General features: G+C 37.8%; 16 protein-coding genes. 9 read left to right on the forward strand and 7 right to left on the reverse strand.

Annotation, left to right across the window (positions count from 1 at the left end; genetic code table 11):
- Positions 1-96: 96 nt before the first annotated feature.
- Both GAB14E_RS01505 and GAB14E_RS01500 read left to right on the forward strand, forming a co-directional pair.
- Positions 97-675: a DUF4136 domain-containing protein gene (locus GAB14E_RS01505; protein ID WP_033084409.1), complete on the forward strand. Its 579-nt coding sequence runs from the start codon at positions 97-99 to the stop codon at positions 673-675.
- Positions 676-863: 188 nt separating this feature from the next.
- Positions 864-2,420 carry an HD domain-containing phosphohydrolase gene (locus GAB14E_RS01500; protein WP_033084410.1) on the forward strand — a complete coding sequence of 519 codons (1,557 nt, stop codon included), beginning with the start codon at positions 864-866 and terminating at the stop codon, positions 2,418-2,420.
- 69 nt (positions 2,421-2,489) lie between these two features.
- Here GAB14E_RS01500 and yfbR read toward each other — a convergent pair whose 3' ends face one another.
- Complete coding sequence (gene yfbR / locus GAB14E_RS01495; RefSeq protein ID WP_033084411.1) at positions 2,490-3,083, reverse strand: 5'-deoxynucleotidase; 594 nt, start codon at positions 3,081-3,083, stop codon at positions 2,490-2,492.
- 52 nt (positions 3,084-3,135) lie between these two features.
- Positions 3,136-4,359 (reverse strand): pyridoxal phosphate-dependent aminotransferase, encoded by a 1,224-nt coding sequence (locus GAB14E_RS01490; protein WP_033084412.1) that lies wholly within the window; start codon positions 4,357-4,359, stop codon positions 3,136-3,138.
- A 258-nt stretch (positions 4,360-4,617) separates the two neighbouring features.
- On the opposite strand from GAB14E_RS01490, the gene GAB14E_RS01485 reads away from it, so the two are divergent.
- Positions 4,618-5,025: a GFA family protein gene (locus GAB14E_RS01485; RefSeq protein WP_033084413.1), complete on the forward strand. Its 408-nt coding sequence runs from the start codon at positions 4,618-4,620 to the stop codon at positions 5,023-5,025.
- A 106-nt stretch (positions 5,026-5,131) separates the two neighbouring features.
- Here the strand turns inward: GAB14E_RS01485 and GAB14E_RS01480 are convergent, their stop codons facing one another.
- Both GAB14E_RS01480 and GAB14E_RS01475 read right to left on the reverse strand, forming a co-directional pair.
- Positions 5,132-6,829: a proline--tRNA ligase gene (locus tag GAB14E_RS01480; protein WP_033084414.1), complete on the reverse strand. Its 1,698-nt coding sequence runs from the start codon at positions 6,827-6,829 to the stop codon at positions 5,132-5,134.
- A gap of 133 nt (positions 6,830-6,962) precedes the next feature.
- Positions 6,963-7,961: a pentapeptide repeat-containing protein gene (locus GAB14E_RS01475; RefSeq protein WP_033084415.1), complete on the reverse strand. Its 999-nt coding sequence runs from the start codon at positions 7,959-7,961 to the stop codon at positions 6,963-6,965.
- 54 nt (positions 7,962-8,015) lie between these two features.
- Here GAB14E_RS01475 and GAB14E_RS01470 point away from each other — a divergent pair, with 54 nt between their 5' ends.
- The gene (locus GAB14E_RS01470; protein ID WP_033084499.1) at positions 8,016-8,498 is read left to right on the forward strand and encodes a GNAT family N-acetyltransferase; all 483 of its coding nucleotides are present in this window, start codon (positions 8,016-8,018) and stop codon (positions 8,496-8,498) included.
- 96 nt (positions 8,499-8,594) lie between these two features.
- Here the strand turns inward: GAB14E_RS01470 and GAB14E_RS01465 are convergent, their stop codons facing one another.
- Together GAB14E_RS01465 and GAB14E_RS01460 are read right to left on the reverse strand one after the other, a co-directional pair.
- Entirely contained in the window at positions 8,595-9,008 is a 414-nt protein-coding gene (locus tag GAB14E_RS01465) for an RNA-binding S4 domain-containing protein (protein WP_033084416.1), read from the reverse strand.
- A 63-nt stretch (positions 9,009-9,071) separates the two neighbouring features.
- Positions 9,072-9,488, reverse strand: a complete 417-nt coding sequence (locus GAB14E_RS01460; RefSeq protein ID WP_033084417.1) for a hypothetical protein — start codon at positions 9,486-9,488, stop codon at positions 9,072-9,074.
- A gap of 297 nt (positions 9,489-9,785) precedes the next feature.
- Between GAB14E_RS01460 and GAB14E_RS01455 the strand changes: the two genes are divergently transcribed.
- The 5 genes from GAB14E_RS01455 to GAB14E_RS01435 all read left to right on the forward strand — a co-directional run bounded on the left by GAB14E_RS01455 (position 9,786) and on the right by GAB14E_RS01435 (position 16,847).
- Entirely contained in the window at positions 9,786-10,718 is a 933-nt protein-coding gene (locus GAB14E_RS01455; RefSeq protein WP_033084418.1) for a SphA family protein, read from the forward strand.
- A gap of 70 nt (positions 10,719-10,788) precedes the next feature.
- Positions 10,789-12,726 carry a DUF3604 domain-containing protein gene (locus tag GAB14E_RS01450; RefSeq protein WP_033084419.1) on the forward strand — a complete coding sequence of 646 codons (1,938 nt, stop codon included), beginning with the start codon at positions 10,789-10,791 and terminating at the stop codon, positions 12,724-12,726.
- 120 nt (positions 12,727-12,846) lie between these two features.
- A complete protein-coding gene (locus tag GAB14E_RS01445; protein WP_231562126.1) occupies positions 12,847-13,836 on the forward strand; it encodes a HupE/UreJ family protein in 990 nt (329 codons plus the stop codon).
- 87 nt (positions 13,837-13,923) lie between these two features.
- Positions 13,924-15,960, forward strand: a complete 2,037-nt coding sequence (locus GAB14E_RS01440) for a DUF3604 domain-containing protein (RefSeq protein WP_033084420.1) — start codon at positions 13,924-13,926, stop codon at positions 15,958-15,960.
- A 53-nt stretch (positions 15,961-16,013) separates the two neighbouring features.
- Positions 16,014-16,847, forward strand: coding sequence for a peptidyl-prolyl cis-trans isomerase (locus GAB14E_RS01435; protein ID WP_033084421.1), 834 nt, complete (start codon positions 16,014-16,016; stop codon positions 16,845-16,847).
- Between the two features lie 188 nt (positions 16,848-17,035).
- On the opposite strand, the gene dnaK is transcribed toward GAB14E_RS01435, so the two are convergent.
- Positions 17,036-18,952 (reverse strand): molecular chaperone DnaK, encoded by a 1,917-nt coding sequence (dnaK, locus tag GAB14E_RS01430; protein WP_033084422.1) that lies wholly within the window; start codon positions 18,950-18,952, stop codon positions 17,036-17,038.
- Positions 18,953-19,044: the final 92 nt, after the last annotated feature.

The raw sequence follows: 19,044 nt of genomic DNA on the forward strand, positions 1-19,044 counted from the left end.
GTATTACTAATCAATTATGATTTATATTATCTTAAATGCTAACCATATCCCTTTAGACTGAAGATACTAGTCTTAATACAAAAAAACGGAACAGATATGACACCTATTAAACTAATAATTATTTCGACATTAATTGCCTTTACCTCAAGTTGTGCAACACATTCGGCTAAAGTTGATTTTGATAAAAATACGGATATTGAAACTATCAATTATAAAACTTTTGCTTGGCTAAGCCAGGCAAAAATTATGGCGCCACCTGCTGATATCAATCCGGTAATGAAAGAAAGAGTTGATAACAGTATTGAACAAGCTTTTATTGCTAAAGGCTATCAGCTAGTTGAGAATGCTGAAGATGCTGATTTTACTATTTCTTATACGGTAGGTAGTCGCGATAAAATTAAAGTGAATAGCTACCCAGCAACTTATAATACTGGTTTTGGCTGGGGACGTGGATATTACGGTGGTCGTGGCTACTATGGCACTATGTCTATGGGTACAGAGACAAGTGTTAGACAATATGTTGAAGGTAAGTTAGCTATCGATATTTACGATGTTAAAACTCATCAGCCAGTATGGCATGGCTGGGCGACTAAACGCTTAACCTCAGAAGATAAAGAAGCTCCATCAGCAATGTTAAATAATATTGTGGTTCAAGTAGTGAATCAGTTTCATTAAGTAACAAACTTACTTAATGATAAAAAAACGGCTTAGCCGTTTTTTTTTGCTTAAAATATAGCGAGTTAATGGAAACAGCTACCGATAAGTATATAAAATTTTTTTTATTAGCTTTTTAGTCTATTACTAGTAATTTAGCCGTTGTGAATTACACTAATATAATGGTTTCATTTACATAATAGACTTTAATGAGTAACTTTATTTTTCAAGACGAAGTTGACGAAGAAGCTAATGAACAGCAGAGTAAAACTGATAAGTTTTGGCGTATTTTGGTTATTGATGATGATGAGTCAGTTCATCAAGTCACTAAACTTGTACTTGCAGATGCTGAAATTGAACATAGGAGACTTGAGATAGTCTCTGCTTTTTCCAGTAAACAAGCGAAAGAAATCATGCTCAATGATAATTCTTTTTGTATGGCTTTTGTTGATGTAGTTATGGAAACTGATCACGCTGGTTTAGAGTTGGTGGAGTGGATAAGAAAGGAACATAAAAATCAATCGATTCGCTTAGTATTACGAACTGGACAAGCGGGATCCGCTCCTGAGGCAAAAGTCATTAAAGAATTTGATATTAATGACTATAAAGAAAAAACTGATTTTACCGCCAATAAAATGATCACTACAGTATACGCGAGTATACGTGCCTATCGTGACATTATGACTATTCAACGTAGTCTTGATGCGTTTAAAATGCTTATTGAAGCGACTCATGATTTATTAAAAATTAATCAATTAAAGAATTTTGGCTCAGCAGCACTTAATCACTTGCTGGCACTAATGAATGTCGAAAGTTCAGCACTTTATATAGCTAGAACCCAAATAGACTTCGCGAAAAAATCGACTAGCTCAATTATTGCTTGTACAGGTAAATACGTTTGTGAGTCTGACTCCTTAGAGGCATCGGATATAGATGAGCAAGTCAAAGCGCGTATTATGAAAGTTTTTATCGATAAAACACATTATCGTGATGAAACCTGTTTTGTTGGATTTTATCAAGCCTCGAAAAACGCCGCATCTGTTTTGTATATTGAATTTGAAGATGATAATGAACACTTTAAAGCCAATTTAGCTGAGTTATTCGCTACTAATGTTGCGCTCATTCTTGAAAGTTTAACCAAGCAACAGGAAATAGAGAAAACTCAAAAAGAGTTACTCTTTATTGTTGGCGAAGCTGTTGAAGCTCGTAGTAAAGAAACAGGTGCTCACGTGCGCCGAGTGGCTATTATTTGCGATATGTTAGCAAAAAAACTCGGTTTAGAAGAAAGTTTTGTTGAAGCAATTCGTTTAGCCGCGCCACTACATGACTTAGGTAAGATAGCCATCCCTGAGCATATTTTACATAAACCTGGCAAACTAGAAGGTGAAGACTGGGAAATAATGCAATCTCATGCGCAAATTGGTGCTGATATTTTAGAAAAGTCTACAGTTAGTGTTTCAAAATTAGCTGCTCGCCTTGCAAACTTTCATCACGAAAACTGGGATGGCAGTGGTTACCCAAATGGATTAAAAGGTGAAGAAATACCTATTGAGGCACGTATTATGGCAGTGGCTGATGTCTTTGATGCATTGGGTTCAAAACGTTGCTATAAAAAACCGTGGTCAGATCAAAGAATAAAGGAATTTTTATTAGCACAAAGAGATATAAAGTTTGAGGCTAAGATGGTTAATATAATTGTCGAGAACTTTGACGAATTTTTACAGATCAGAATAGATTACCCTGACTATGCCGACCCAGATCATTAATTGTGTGGTACTTAGCTTGTGCTAGTTAATATCAGTTATCTAAACACCAGCTAACTAAATATCATTTAACTAAGTATCTGACAACTTATCGACGGTCGCTAAACAAGCGGCCATAAAAGTATCAATAAAATACTCAACCTCAGGCATGTTTGTTTTTAAATCAGCTATTTTTATCGCTAACCTTTCTTCTACATGATCAAATTCTGGGTTCTTATGGTTTATCTCATCAAGGGCTTTAATATAAGCAACAATTATATCAGCGGCTTTGACAATCGCTTTGTATTCCGCTGAAACATTATCTTGTACGATTATATCACTGAATAATTCTTGCAGCTCATCAGGAAGCGATGCTAAACACTCTTTTTCTGCCAATAATTCTATTTTTTTAAACTCTCTGGCGATTTCTTTATTAGCATACTTAGTGGGATTAACAATATCACCATAACGTGTTTCACTGGCTTCATGATACATGGCAATGGTTGATATTTTATCGGCATTGATCTGACCATTAAATTTCTTATTTTTAATAACGGCTAACAAATGGGCAACAATGGCAACCTGATGTGAGTGCTCAGCAATATTCTCAGGTTTTACACAAAACATTAATGACCAACGTTTGATCAATGGCATGCGGAACATCCACGCTAAAAATGAACTTTGCATAATTCTTCCTCATTAGTCTTACCTAGTGTTTTTTACTTTTATAATTGCTACGCTAAGCTTTTGTTTGCTTATAAGTAGCAAAGAAGTGCTTTAATTTTTCCAAAGCTGGAATTAACTCATCCACATGAGGTAAAAATACTAAGCGGAAATAATTATGTGCTTTGATATTGAAAGCGCGACCGTGCACTAATAGAATTTTCTCTTGTTTGAGTAAATCTAAAATCATGCGTTCATCGTCGCTTATATTAAACTTTTTAATGTCCACTTTGACAAAAATATACAAAGCACCCATTGCAGGGTTACATGATAAACCATCGATATCATTAATCATTTCATAAGCTACATTACGCTGTTTAATTAAACGACCATCATCACTGATTAGTTCATTAATACTTTGATAACCACCTAAAGCCGTTTGTATGGCATGTTGGCTTGGCACATTTGCACACATTCTCATAGACGAGAGTAATTTAATACCTTCAATGTAATCTTCGGCATGTAGCTTAGGACCAGAAATAACCATCCAACCGGCTCTAAATCCGGCAATGCGATAATTCTTTGATAATCCACCCAATGTAATGATTAATATATCGTTTGCTAATCTTGCTGTTGGGATATGTTTAGCTTGATCATAAAGAATTTTATCGTAGATCTCATCGCTATAAATTATTAGTCCATACTTTCTGGCAAGGGTAATAATACCCTGCAGTATTTCTTCTGAATAAACCGCTCCCGTTGGGTTATTAGGGTTAATTAATACAATGGCTTTGGTTTTTTTGGTAATTTTACTTTCCATATCCTCTAAATCTGGAAACCATTGGTTTTCATCATCACAACGGTAGTGTACGGGTTTACCGCCAGATAGTGATACCGCAGCAGTCCATAATGGATAGTCAGGAGAAGGGATCAATACTTCATCACCATTATCAAGTAACGCTTGCATTGCCATAACAATTAACTCACTGACACCATTGCCAATAAAGATGTCATCAACCATGACATCTTTAATACCTTGCTGTTGAAAATATTGCATTACCGCAACTCTGGCTGAATAAATGCCTTGTGATTCAGAGTAACCTTGTGAATTAGGTAAGTTATGAATTACATCTTTTAAAATATCATCAGGGGCTTCGAAACCAAATGGGGCAGGGTTACCGACATTAAGCTTAAGTATTTTATGACCTTCATCTTCAAGGCGCTTGGCTTCGGCTGCTATTGGTCCTCTAATATCGTAACAAACATTATTTAATTTAGATGACTTGGTAATAGCTTTCATGAATAAGGTACTTCTTAAGTAAAATGAGGAGAAAATGACTCTGTCATTGTTGCCAATAATGCGCTGTTTTGAAAGCCTTATTTAGGCTTTTTTTAATGATAAATTATCTGTTTTTTGTCAAAAAGGCATATGTAGGTTGAATTATTACGGCCGATAGTAAAAATAAGGTACAAAAGGTAAAAGTGATGTTAAATTATTTGCTTAATAATAAGCGCCAATAATGACTATTGGTTATTCAAAAAAATTAAAGGCACAGATATGTATTTTGGTAAATGTTTATGTGGTGACGTTCATATTAAAGTGAATGGCAATATTAGTGATATTATTCATTGTCACTGTTCATTATGTCGAAAGAATAGTGGTACTGCGTTTGCGACTAACGGCTTTATTAATACCACTGACTTTGAAATAACCGCTGGAAAAGCGGATTTGACTTCATTTTCGTTTAAATCTGGGCGAAATCGATATTTTTGCAGTAAATGCGGTTCACCAGTCTATAGCTCAAATGATGATGACCCAACGCGATTAAGAATACGTTTAGGTATACTTGATGGCGAAGTAAGTGAAAGGCCTATTTCCCATAATTTTGTGAGCTCAAAAGCAAACTGGGAAGATCTTGATGCCAACTTGCCTCGATATGATGGTCTGGAACCAAGTCGTCAGTAAGGTTATAGGTGGTGATTTACTTTCTATCAGAAACAAAAAAAGGGGCTATTGCCCCTTTGTAATATAAGCGTTACTTTTGCAACTAACTTAATGGACTTGCTATAAATTAGTTGAACAAAGACATAACTTCATCAATAGCGATTAACAACTTTTCACCGGTAATACGGTTTTTAAGCTCAACTTGTTGGGCATCTAAGTTACGCTCACCAATGATTACTAATAATGGTGTGCCCATTAATTCATGATCAGCAAACATAACACCTGGACGTTCCTTTCTGTCGTCAAACAATACTTCAATGCCTGCCTTATTAAGTGACTCATATAAAGCTTCAGCAGTTTCTTTTACTCGTGCAGATTTTGCCATGTTCATTGGTACAATCGCTACTTGAAATGGTGCAATCGCTTTTGGCCATTTGATGCCATATTTATCGTGGTTTTGCTCGATAGCAGCAGCAACAATACGAGAAACACCAATACCGTAACAACCCATGGTTAAGGTTTGGTTTTTACCTCCTTCATTTAGTACCGAACAGTTCATTGTTTCTGCATATTTACGGCCTAATTGGAAAATATGACCAACTTCAATACCACGTTTTATTTCAATGGTGCCTTGACCACATGGACTTGGGTCACCAGCAACAACATTACGAATATCTTGAATGTTAATTTCGCCACAATCACGTTGCCAGTTAACACCGGTAAAAGAGTGATTGTTCTTGTTAGCACCACAAGCAAAATCGCTTAAATGAGCAGCACTACGATCAACAATTATTTCAATATCTAGACCTTTAGGGCCTAAAGAAGTGCTATGACAGTTAGCAATAGCAGACACTTGTTCGTCAGTGGCGAATGTTAACGGTGCAGCAATACTCGCTAAGTTCTCAGCTTTAACTTCATTGAGTTGATGATCACCACGCAGTACTAAGGCAACTATTTTTGTCGGTTGACCTTCATTAACAGAGCCAAGCACTAATAGTGTTTTAACTGTAGTTTTTATATCTATATCAGTGGTTTTAATTAAACGTTCAAGTTTTAGTTCTACAGTTTTTATATCTTGGGTTGGCTCACTGCGCTCATCTGTTGGTGCTAATGCTTCGGCTTTTTCAATGTTTGCGGCAAATTCGCTAGCATCACTAAAAGCAATATCATCTTCACCTGAGTCAGCAAGTACATGAAATTCATGTGACTTTTCACCACCGATTGAACCGCTATCCGCTATAACCGGACGGAAGTCTAGTTCAAGACGTTCGAAGATACGACAGTAAGCATCAAACATAATTTGATAAGTTTTTTCTAAACATTCGTCTTCTAAATGAAAAGAATAAGCATCTTTCATTAAGAATTCACGGCCACGCATCACACCAAAGCGAGGACGTATTTCATCACGAAATTTTGTTTGAATTTGAAAAACAGTGAGTGGAAGTTGCTTATAACTGCTCAATTCGTTAGCAACTAATTTAGTGACAACCTCTTCGTGTGTTGGCCCTAAAACGAAAGGGCGCTTATGACGGTCATTAATACGTAATAACTCGGGACCATAATCCGCTAGTCTACCTGATTCTTCCCATAAATCTGCAGGCTGAACCATAGGCATTAATACTTCATTACCGCCTGCACGTTGAATTTCTTCACGAACAATATTCTCTACTTTTTTCAACACACGTAAACCGGTTGGTAACCAAGTATATAAACCAGAGGCAAGGTTACGAACCAGCCCGGCTCGTAACATTAACTGATGACTGATTACTTCTGCATTGGCAGGGGTTTCTTTAAGAGTAGACAGTAAGTATTGACTGGTACGCATGGCTTGAAGTTTCCGTAAAAAGGGGTAAGTACAATTGGCGGTATTCTATCAGGGGGTTCGCTTATGAAAAAGTAATATATGTAATATTTCTGACTTAGTTACATCAAACACAACCTAGCGTAGGCATATGTCGCTATCGGGTCATTTTTTTAACAAAAACCACCACAAAAAGAGCAATAGTAAAGCTACCTGTAAAGGCTTCTATAGCAGCAATGGCGCGAGATACTCCTACCGGGGTAAAATCTCCATACCCTAAAGTAGTAAAGGTCACCACTGAATAATAAAGTGAAGAAAGGAAAAACGAAAAATTCTCTTGTGTTGATAGGTTACTACTCGCCGACTGAATATTACCGTTGTAACTTAGACCAGTAAAAGTATAAATGATGGCGCATATAAAAATAATTGCAATTGATAAACCTATTATGCGCAGTGGTGCTTCGCCGTAACCACAAAATATATCTACCACTTTGGAAATGGTACGTTTCATACAATAGCGCGGTAATTGTAAGCGGCGCATGGTCAGCTCTTTTTGAATAAAGTAGCCGGATAGGGTAAATATGCCTTCGTGCTCAGCATGTTTACGTAAATCACGATATATTTCTTCTGCTTGCTCTAAATAATCAACGTTTGCTTGTTCATCTTTGGCTAATAAAGCCGCTTTAGCATCATATTCCTGCTTGATCTTATTGCCTATATTAACATTTTCAAATTTGCTGCCGGTCCATTTTACACCCAGCATATTGGTGCCTTCTAAATTGGCACAATTTAGGTTCGAATCGCGTAGGTCAGCTTTCATTAGACTGGCATTTTGCAGGTTAATATTAAACATGTGAGCACTTTTAAGATTGGTATGATATAAATCAGCATAGGAGAAGTCATAACCGAACTTTTTATTATGATTCACTAAGTCTACGCCTTGCAGGTTGGCTCTAGTGAGTATTATACCGCGCAACATTCCGCCTGCTTGAGCATAGTCTTCCAGACGTTGTTTGATATCAATGCCGGATTTATCAATTGCTTGATCATGCCAATAACAAAATCCTGAATCATTCGCTTCTTCCTGACAACAAAAAGCCTGTTGCTTGGTGCAATCGGGGTCTTGATATTGGCACAATAACTTTATTTTGTTCATTTAAAGAGTATAGTGCGCTGCATCAAAAAGTAAAAAATATAAAGAGGAATGATTGTGCAAATAACGTTAATTCAAGCAGATTACCAAAATGAGCAACACGGTAAAGACCTAGTCATGTTGTTAAACGCCTATGCCTTAGACCCTATGGGTGGTGGAGAAGCTCTGACTGATGACGTTCAGCAAAACCTAGTAGCCACTTTAGCCAAAAGAAATGACTTTCTAACTTTGCTTTGTTATGTCGATGGCAAACCCGCAGGCATACTTAATTGTGTTGAAGGTTTTTCTACTTTTAAATGTAAAGCTTTGCTTAATATTCATGATTGCGGGGTATTGAAAGAATTCCGCGGCTTGGGCCTAAGTCAAAAGTTATTTAATGAAGCTGAGAAAATATCCCGTGAACGGGGCTATTGCAAATTAACCCTTGAAGTACTCGAGGGAAATATCGTTGCACAAAATGCTTATAAAAAGCTAGGTTTCACTGGTTATGAACTTGATGAAAAAACCGGTAAAGCGATGTTTTGGGAAAAAGTACTATAAGTAACTTTTTATAAATAGATGTTGAATGAACGTTAATAACGATTAGTTATTTAAATAGCTATTATTAACGTTCTTATAATGAGTGGGGCTGAACAGTTAAAAAGAAATAGGTCTTCTTTTTTTCGGCATTATTTCATCCGTATTATTTTTGTCGGTAGGCTCAGCTACAAAGTCATTTTTCGGTTTTTTTGCAGCTTTCTTTTTAGCTTTTTTTTGCGCTGGCTTACTTTCAATTATTAAGCTTGTTTGATCAGCTATTTCATCGACTAATGGCTCAGCCAAGTCTTCATTAATGAGTAACTGTACAACCTCACCATTAAATTCAATCACATCTTCATGGTAAACTTTTTTACGTTTTTGGTATTCTACTTCACCATTAAGTAAAACATAACCTTCGCTGATAACAACTTTTGCTTCACCGCCACCAGCAACTAAATTAGCTATTTTAAGTAGCTTACATAACTCAACCGGTTGCTGGTTTAATTCAATAACTAAGTAACTTTCTGACATGGAATTCTCCGTAGTTAACTAAGCTTGTTTTTTGAGAAACAAGCGTGCTAATGAAAGGTTTAATTACTGTGCTAATTGCGTTAAAAGTTCAGTGATTTCAGTTTTCAATTCTTCGCTATCTATGGTTTGTGCGGCATCGTTAGCTTTATTAGCAAAGACCAGTGCTTGCTCTTTTTCTTCAAATTCAACTTGGCGTAATGCCATTGCTAAATAAGCAGAAGCAGTAAAAGTAGGTAAAGTTAACTTTTCTGCTGTTGCTAAAGCAACTTCATAAATATCCATGGCTTGGTCGCCATCTTCGGTAAAATCAGCAAGTGCTTCCCATTGCAGTGGGTGATCTTTTGGTGAGCCTTGATTAGTTGCGCAAAGTACTTGCAATTTTTTACAGCTGGCAAGCCTTAATGCTTCATTATCAGCTGTTGATGCGTCAGCGATTTCTTGGCAAATAGCAAGAATGTCGTTATATAGAGGAGCTTTCATTATAGATACCTAAATGCAGTTAACCCAGGATAAAAGTAGGGTAATTATTTGCCGCTAATATCGCATAAATTGTGGCTTTTAGATACAGAGAAAATAAATAATGTAGCAGTAAACTCTTATTAAGTTGAAAGCTTAAAGGGTGAAATCAACCATAGATGAACATTCGTTAAAGTAAATAATATATACCTATGGGATGTATTGTTTTAATTTGTAAATTAAGTACACTGTAAGTCATTAAATTAACAGTATAATTACATTCTGTTTTATGGTTTTAAGTACCAATTTCAAAGGAATGATATGAATAAAAAAATCCTATTACTTGTCTGCTCTTTTTCATTTACTGCTTTAGCTGAAGAGGGCGGCAGTGGTCACTATATGCCTGGTTCAATGTCATCATTCATGGATGGTGTTCCCGCAGGTCAAACTTTCATCACTCGATTAAATATTCTTGACTACCAAGGTAGTTATGAACATTCACTACCATTTGCAGGTATAGAAGCGGCTGATGTGGATGTAAGTTCGAAAGCTATCGGCTTAACTATGCTCTATCGCCCTGATATAGACTTGGGTGAAAATTGGAGTTATGCCTTTAGTGCCACTATCCCTTATGTTGATATGAAAGTCAGTGCTGACGTGTTTACCGATTCTGGTGATTATAGAAAAACAGATAGTGATAGCGCGTTAGGTGACATTATCTTAATGCCACTAATGATTAATCAACATGTTAATGCTGATTTAAATATTAATTACCGAATTGCACTTTATGCACCAACCGGAAGTTATGAAATAGGCGAATTAGCCAATACCGGTAAGAATTTTTGGACCGTAGAGCCGACTATCGCAGCAGTTTATTTAGGTCAAAAAAATGGTATTGAAGCCAGTGTTTTTGCCGGTGTAGATTTTAATCAAGAAAACGATGATACTCAATACAAATCGGGCATTCAGGCACATCTTGAAGGCACATTTGCGCAACATTTCCCACTATGGGGTGGTTTAGCTGGGGCCGGTGTAACGGGATTTTATTACAAGCAAGTTACTGGTGACAGTGGTGAAGGTGCTAACTTTGGCGACTTTAAAGCGCGAAGTGTTGGCGCGGGTCCAACATTATCTTTTGTTAAAAAGGCGGGCAAAACCGACATACTCACCGAGTTGAAATGGTTACATGAGTTCAGCACTACTAAGCGTGTTAAAGGCGACACAATTTTTTTAAAAGTGATGGCTAAATTTTAACGCTAAAAAGTTTCCTAAGCACTAACTACAAGCAACTATCAACATAAAAATGTCTACTAAAGGATTAACGATGCAAACAAAACTTTCAATTATTGCTCTAACGTTAACAGTCGCTTTAAGCGCATGTTCTGAAAAAGCAACGGATGCACAAAAAGATCAAGCCCACGTTAAAGCCGTAAGTGGCAGTAACACGAAAAAAAATAAAGATGAATCAATATCTGCCAGAGCAAAAAGCATCAAAGAGCAGGAAGATAACGCGCCATCAAACCCGCTAAAAAACGCCTATTTTGGTGAGACCCATATGCATACTAAATACTCTTTAGATGCCTATATTGGTGGCAATCGCATGAGCCCTAAAGACTCATTACAATTTGCTCAAGGGCAGGAAAAAATGATCAATGGCGAGTTACATAAATTGCATCGACCATTAGACTTTGCTGCGACAACAGATCATTCTGAATATATTGGGGAGATGTACACCACACTCGAAATGGAAGCGGTTGGTCATAATAATGAAACTTTAAAAGAGTTGCGAAGCTTAAGCGAATATAAAGATCAAATAGCTTGGTTCGTTAAATATGTTATTTCAGTTAATAGAGGTGATGCTAAACCAAGTCACCCGCCATTTTATACTGGAGCTGAGAGTACAAAGAGTGCTTGGCAAATAATTTTACAAGCAGCCAAAGAAGAATATAAGCCGGGCGTATTTACTACCCTAGCAGCATTTGAGTGGAGTGGAGCACCTAAAGGTGGCAATTTACACCGCAATATTTTGTTTAGAGATATGGTAGTGCCAGCACAACCGATGAGCTATCTTGAAATTAATCGTGAAGATGATCTGTGGTTATGGTTAGCTGAACAAGAAAAACAAGGCAGTACTGTATTAGCTATCCCACATAATTCTAATGCGTCAAAATTAAATATGTTTAACCCAAATGATGCTAAGGGTAAACCTATTACCAAAGAATATGCGGAGCTGCGTAGCCATTTTGAGCGCACCATAGAAATGATGCAAATAAAAGGTAACTCAGAAGTACATCGTAATTTTTGGCCTGCCGATGAGTTTGCTGATTTTGAAAATGCAGATTCAGTGGCTGATTTTAGTAATCGCGGTTTAGATAAACGTAACTTTGTCCGTTGGGGCGTTATTGAAGGACTTAAGCATTATCAAAACTTAGGCGTAAATCCTTATAAATTAGGATTTAATGGCGGCACTGACAGCCACAATGGTTTGATGGCCGATGTAGCTGAAGATAACTATGTTGGTGGCCACGGCGCAGCGGATCATACACCTGAATTACGTAGAACAGGACAAGTACCTGAATGGCTTGATGCTATTGATGAAAGCATTGGTTCAATTACCGGTGTGTGGGCACAAAAAAATACCCGAAGCGAAATTTGGGATGCCATGTATAACCGTGAAACTTTTGCTACTTCTGGCCCACGTATGCAAATTCGCTTCTTTGCCGGCGAGCACTTAACGCCGCAGCCAAGTGATATTAAAGCGATGGTGACTGAAGGTTACGATAAAGGTGTACCTATGGGTGGCACAGTTACTGGCGCTGACTCGGCTCCGACATTAACGGTTTGGGCTGCTAAAGATACTGTGGGTGCTAACTTAGACCGGATCCAAATCATTAAGGGGTGGGTTGACCAACAAGGTGAGCAACATGAAAAAATCATCAATGTAGTATGGTCTGATAATCGCGCTAAGGACAAAAAGGGAAATTTAGCTCAAGTAGGTAATACTGTTGATTTAACAACGGCTAAATATACTAATGAAATTGGCGCAACGATGTTAATGGGCAGCTTTACGGATGAAGAATTTAACAGTGAATTGCCAACACTTTATTATGCCCGTGTTATTGAGATACCGACACCACGTTGGTCAACCTATGATGCAGTGCGTAATAATTTACCACTGTTAAAAGATGTACCAGCAACTATTCAAGAGCGTGCTTGGAGTTCACCTATTTGGTTTATGCCAACTCAAGAAAAAACGCACTAGTTGATGATGCTTTCTTGTTATAAAAAAACAGTAAAAGGAATATCCCACTACGGGCTATTCCTTTTTCTTTGTTTGTTAGCTGTCGTCAATAGTAAAGCCGTACAGGCAAATAAAATTCAATTGGCTTATTTACAAATTGAAGCTATTACCTGTAGTGATAAAGCTGTTAACAGTGCTCGTAGCGGCAATAGTAACAGCGACAACAATAATAGCGAGCATAGTTGTTATCAGGTCATGTGGAAACAGCCTGCAGTTCAAGGTGTTGCACCACTTAGTCTGCAATTTAATCAAGGTATAACGATAAGTAATACAAAACCAACTTCTTTGCTAAATGGCGCCAACATCCAGTTTTTTAGCCTAACAACAGCACAAAGCTTAGCCGGTAAGAGTGTCACGGTTATCAACTTAGAAAAAACAGCGGTTGAAGTAATGCTTAACTATAAAAGCATTACTAATGATTACTCAGTAAGAATAACACCAGCTGCGCCAAGTTATACCTTTGTTGCCAGTCCATCGTCATGGCAAACCGTGCAAAGTTATACTCTTTTTGGTATCGAGCATATTCTTGAAGGTTATGATCATTTATTGTTTGTTTTATGTTTGTTACTGATTGCCTCAACGGTTAAAAAACTTATGTGGGCTATCACAGGTTTTACTTTAGCTCACTCAATTACCCTTGTTTTAAGCACACTTAATATAGTGCAACTGCCCATTGTGGTGGTAGAAGCCGTAATCGCCTTAAGTATTGTCTTTCTAGCCACAGAAATAGCAAAAACATCATTCAATAAATCGCAGCAACTCTCGTTAACTTATCGTTATCCAGTCGTTGTATCAAGCAGTTTTGGTCTGTTGCATGGCTTTGGTTTTGCTTCGGTATTGCTTGAGCTAGGTTTGCCAAAAAACGATCAGTTTTTAGCTTTAGCCTTTTTTAATATAGGGGTTGAACTAGGGCAAGTATTCTTTATTGCTGGTGTGTTATTGCTTATCTACATAGTGAAAAAACTCAGTGATATAAGCCGTGAGCGAAAAAAACAATATGAAAAAATTAATGCCTATTTGATAGGTACAATTGCCAGTATGTGGCTAATAGAAAGAGTGTTGCAGTTCTAGTTATGGCTCTAGCTCATTTAATTTAAGTTAAGTCGTTAAATTATTGAGATAACCTATTTTATCATAAAAATAATAAAGGGAATAATTATGTTTAAAAAATCACTACTGGCTGTTTGCATAGCGACTTTAAGTCTAACCGCTTGCGGAGAGCAAGCGCAGATCAAGGCTGAGTCGACGGCAAGTGCCGCAAAAAAAGTTAAACTTATTGAAGAAAAACCTAATAAAGTAAGTCAGGCAAAAACCAGTAAAAAAGCCCGCAAAAAAGGCAGTGTAAATACATCGGTTAAAGCTAATTATTCGCCCTATGCCGACCGAGATTACCCTACACAGTTACTCTTTGGTGAGACTCATATTCATTCAGCACTTTCTGCTGATGCTGGCGGTGGTGGCACCACGTTATTACCTCGTGATCTATACCGTTTTGCTCGTGGTGAGCAGGTATTAAGCAATACTAGTCAACCGGTTAAATTAGACAGACCATTAGATTTTATTTGTTTAACCGAACATACCGATGGTATGGGTGTTATTACTGATATCCTTAAAGGCACAGAAAATATTTTGGCCGATGAACAGGGTGCTAAATTTCATCAACGCTTTAGTCAAGGTGGCGCTGAAGCTAAACAAGCTTCATTTGATTTAATTTCAGCCTTTGCCAATGGTGAGCTATCAAGTGCTTTAGTGTATCAACCAGGCAATCCAGGTTATAGCCGTACTTGGCAAGATTTAGTGCAAGCAGCGGAAGAGTTTAATGAACCACACCGGTTTACTACTATGATCTCCTATGAATGGACCTCTATGGTGAAGGGCAATAATTTACATCGTAATATCATTTTACGTGATGGCCCCGATAGAGCCTTGCAAGTATTACCTTTTACCATGACCGCTCCTATTGGTAGTGCTAATCCGCAAGATTTGTGGAAATGGTTAGCCGATTATGAAAAAAATACCGGCGGCCGCGCTATTGCAATTCCGCACAATGGTAATTTATCTAATGGCTGGTTATTTGCCTTGCAGGATGATTTTAATAATGGCGCAAAATATGACTTAGCTTATGTTACAGAACGCGAAAAATGGGAAAAATTAGTTGAAGTAGGGCAAACGAAAGGTGACAGTGAAACCCATCCTAAACTATCTCCTGATGATGAATTCGCCGATTATGAAACTTGGGATTTTGGGAACCTTGATTTAACCACCAAAAAAACCGATGCCATGTTAGCCACAGAATATACTCGTGCAGCGTTAAAAAATGGTTTGTTGCTTGAAACTGAACTGGGGGTAAACCCGTTTAAGTTAGGTTTTGTCGGTGGTGGTGATATGCATACCTCCTTAGTGACGCAAGATGATGATAATTTTTTTGGCGCCTTTACTTGGATGGAGCCGTCAGAAAAACGCATTAACCTACCGGGTAAGTACAATAAAAAACTCGATATCGGTTATGACGCTTGGCGCTATGCAACACCTGGACCTACGGCTGTGTGGGCTAAATCGAATACCCGTGCTGCAATTTTTGATGCGATGAAACGTAAAGAAGTTTATGCCACTACAGGTCCACGTATTCGTATTCGAGTTTTTGCTGGCTATGACTTTACTAACGCAGATTTAAAACAACGCGACCTTGCTAATGTTGGTTACAACAAAGGTGTGCCAATGGGCGGTGATTTAGTCACGGCAAAACAGGGTCAAACACCAAGCTTGCTAATTCGAGCATTACGTGACCCTGATGGTGCTAACCTAGACCGAGTACAAGTAATCAAGGGGTGGGTCGATAGTCAGGGCAAAGCTCATGAAAAAGTATACGATGTTGCTTGGTCAGGCAATAGCACTGGCGAGCGTAACATCAATGCTAAAGGTAAATTACCTTCAGTAGGCGATACGGTAGATTTATCTATTCCCACCTGGACTAATACCATAGGCTCGGCACAGCTTGAAACTTTATGGCAAGATCCAAGCTTTGATGTTTCAGAAAAAGCCTTTTATTATGTGCGTGCGATAGAAATTCCGACACCGCGTTGGACGGCTTATGATGCAGTACGTTATCAAGTTAAGAGTATGCCAAAAGGCATTAAACTTAAAACTCAAGAGCGCGCTTATACTTCACCAATTTGGTATAACTCGAAGGGCTAAATTCATTAGTACTTAGCTTAATAGAATAAAGAATAGAAAATAATAGGATAACTATGAAAACCTTTTTAAAAGAGCCGTTACTGCATTTTTTACTGTTAGGGGCGGCGCTTTTTTATTTTTATGCTTTGGTCAATGACAACCAAGCTAATGACAATGAAATATCTATTTCAGCGGCTAAAATAGTGCAACTTAAGTACAGTTTTGAAAAAACACGTCAACGACAACCAAGCGAGGAGGAACTGGCTGCTTTGGTTAATAACTACCTTAAAGAGCAAGTAGCTTATCAGAAGGGTGTTGAAATGGGTTTACTTGCTGGTGATGGCATTATTCAAAAACGTATTCAGCAAAAGGTAGAATTTATTGTTGAAGACAGTGTTAGTCGCTTAGAACCTGATGATGCAGAGTTATCAGGTTTTTTAAAAGCACATCCAGATGACTATCGTAGCGAACAATTTTTTAGTTTTGTGCAGCTATACTTTGACCCGTCAAAACACCGTAATGTTACCGCGGTATTAACTAAAACATTGGCGCAGATAACAGCCTTAGATGAAACCGAACACACTGCCGTAAAATTGATGCCATTGTCAGATAATATTTTTTTAGACTATCAATATACCGATGTTTCTTATGCCTTTGTCGCGCGTTATTTTGGCAGTAAATTTGCCGACTCTTTAGTGAAACTATCGATGAATACTTGGCAGCAAAAAATACAATCAGGTTATGGTGTACACCTAGTGCAGTTAACCCAAAGAACAGGTGGTGAAATACAGTCACTGGATAAAGTTCGCGAGCAAGTTAAGCAGGACTGGTTAAACGAGCAACGTAAATTAAGTTTGGCGAAGTTTTATCAGCAATTGTTTGCCGAATACAATATCAATGTCAGCTAGTTTAAAAGGCTAAAGGCAATCATTTATTTAACCATATTTAAGGTACAGTGATTATAGATAATAGCCCTGATAGAGAATAATATTTTAAGTTTTAAGCGATAAAAAAACGGCTAAATCATCATGATTTAGCCGTTTTTATTTGCTTGAGTAACGTTGTTTATCTAGCAGTTAATAAAGTGAAGGTCAAATTAAAGTCCGCTGACTTCCTCAAAATCGGCTTCTATAACATCACTATCGTTAGCTGCGTTTACTTGCTCAGACGGTGCTCTTTCAGTGTTAGCCTGCGCTTGAGCTTGTTTTGCTAAGTTATAAGCATCATTTAATGCATCGTGACACACTTCAATCGCTTGTTTATCATTACCATTCACTGCCATTTTTAATTGCTCAATTAAGGAATTAAAACTTGCTTGTTGCCCATCACTAAAGTCGCTCATTGCTCCCGTTACTGTATGGATTAAATGATCCGCTTGATTACGCTGCTCAATAAGTTCACGCTTTGCCTTGTCCTGTGCCGAATTTTGCTCTGCTTCATTAACCATGCGATTGACGTCATCTTCCGATAAACCACTCGACGCTGTGATAGTTATGGCTTGCTCTTTACCAGTGGCCTTGTCCGTTGCCGTCACATTCAAAATACCATTAGCATCTATATCAAAAGTAACCTCAATTTGTGCATTACCACGAGGGCCTGCTTTAATATCGGTTAAGTTAAATTGTCCGAGTGACTTATTATCGCTGGCCATATCACGTTCACCTTGTAATACATGTACAGTTACCGCGCTTTGGTTATCTTCTGCGGTCGAAAACACTTCACTTGCCCGTGTTGGGATAGTGGTATTTTTAGCAATTACCTTAGTAACAATACCGCCTAGGGTTTCAATACCTAAAGACAGAGGCGTTACATCAAGTAATAACACGTCATTTACAGTGCCCGATAATACCCCTGATTGAATTGATGCACCTAAGGCAACCGCTTCATCTGGATTAATGTCTTTACGTGGCTCTTTATTAAATAAGCTTTGTACAGCCTCTTGAACTTTCGGCATACGGCTTTGGCCACCCACTAAAATAACATCGCTGATATCACTCATGTTTAAACCAGCATCTTTTAATGCTTGTTTACATGGCGCAATGGTGCGTTTAATTAAGTCATCTACTAAAGACTCTAATTTAGCCCGAGTTACTTTAATATTCATGTGCTTAGGGCCACTGGCATCGGCAGTAACGTAAGGCAAATTAATATCAGTTTGCTTGGTTGACGATAACTCAATTTTAGCATTTTCAGCGGCTTCTTTTACCCTTTGCATTGCTAAAGCATCACTGGTCAGATCTAGGCCTTGATCTTTTTTGAACTCTGCCACTAGATAATTAATCAGGGCACTATCAAAGTCTTCCCCGCCTAAATAGGTATCGCCATCGGTAGCTAATACTTCAAACTGTTTTTCACCGTCTAGGTTAGATATTTCAATAATAGAAACATCAAAGGTACCGCCACCTAAATCGTAAACCACTATATTTTGCTCAGAGTTTTGTTCAGAGCTTTGCTCACCATTTTTACTTTTATCTATGCCGTAAGCTAATGCTGCCGCTGTGGGTTCATTGATAATTCGTTTAACGTTTAAGCCGGCAATTTTACCTGCATCTTTAGTGGCTTGACGCTGTGAATCATTAAAGTAGGCAGGTACGGTTATTACCGCTTCGGTAACAGTTTCACCTAAATAGGCTTCAGCATCTTTTTTCAGTTTCAATAATATTTGTGCAGACACTTGCTGTGGCGATAGTGCTTTACCATCAATTTCTACCCACGCATCACCATTGTCAGCTTTTACAATTTTGTAGGGTGATAATTCAATGTTATTTTGCAGTAATTCATCATCAAACTTGCGGCCAATTAAACGTTTAATGGCGAACAGGGTGTTTTTTGAATTGCTCACTGCTTGTCTTTTTGCCGGATGACCGGCTAATATTTCATTGTTGCTATAGGCGATTATCGAAGGCGTGGTGCGATTACCCTCGCTATTTTCAATGATGGTTGCTTTGCCACTTTCCATTACCGCGACACATGAATTTGTTGTACCTAAGTCAATACCAATAATTTTAGTCATTATAATTTTCCTTTTATCATTTTAAAAAGCAACACGTTGAGTAGTTCTGCTCAGTTGTCTTGATTACGGGTTGCTGGCTTTACCAATCGGGC

This window comes from Colwellia psychrerythraea, assembly GCF_000764185.1.
Classification (GTDB): Bacteria; Pseudomonadota; Gammaproteobacteria; order Enterobacterales; family Alteromonadaceae; genus Colwellia; species Colwellia psychrerythraea_B.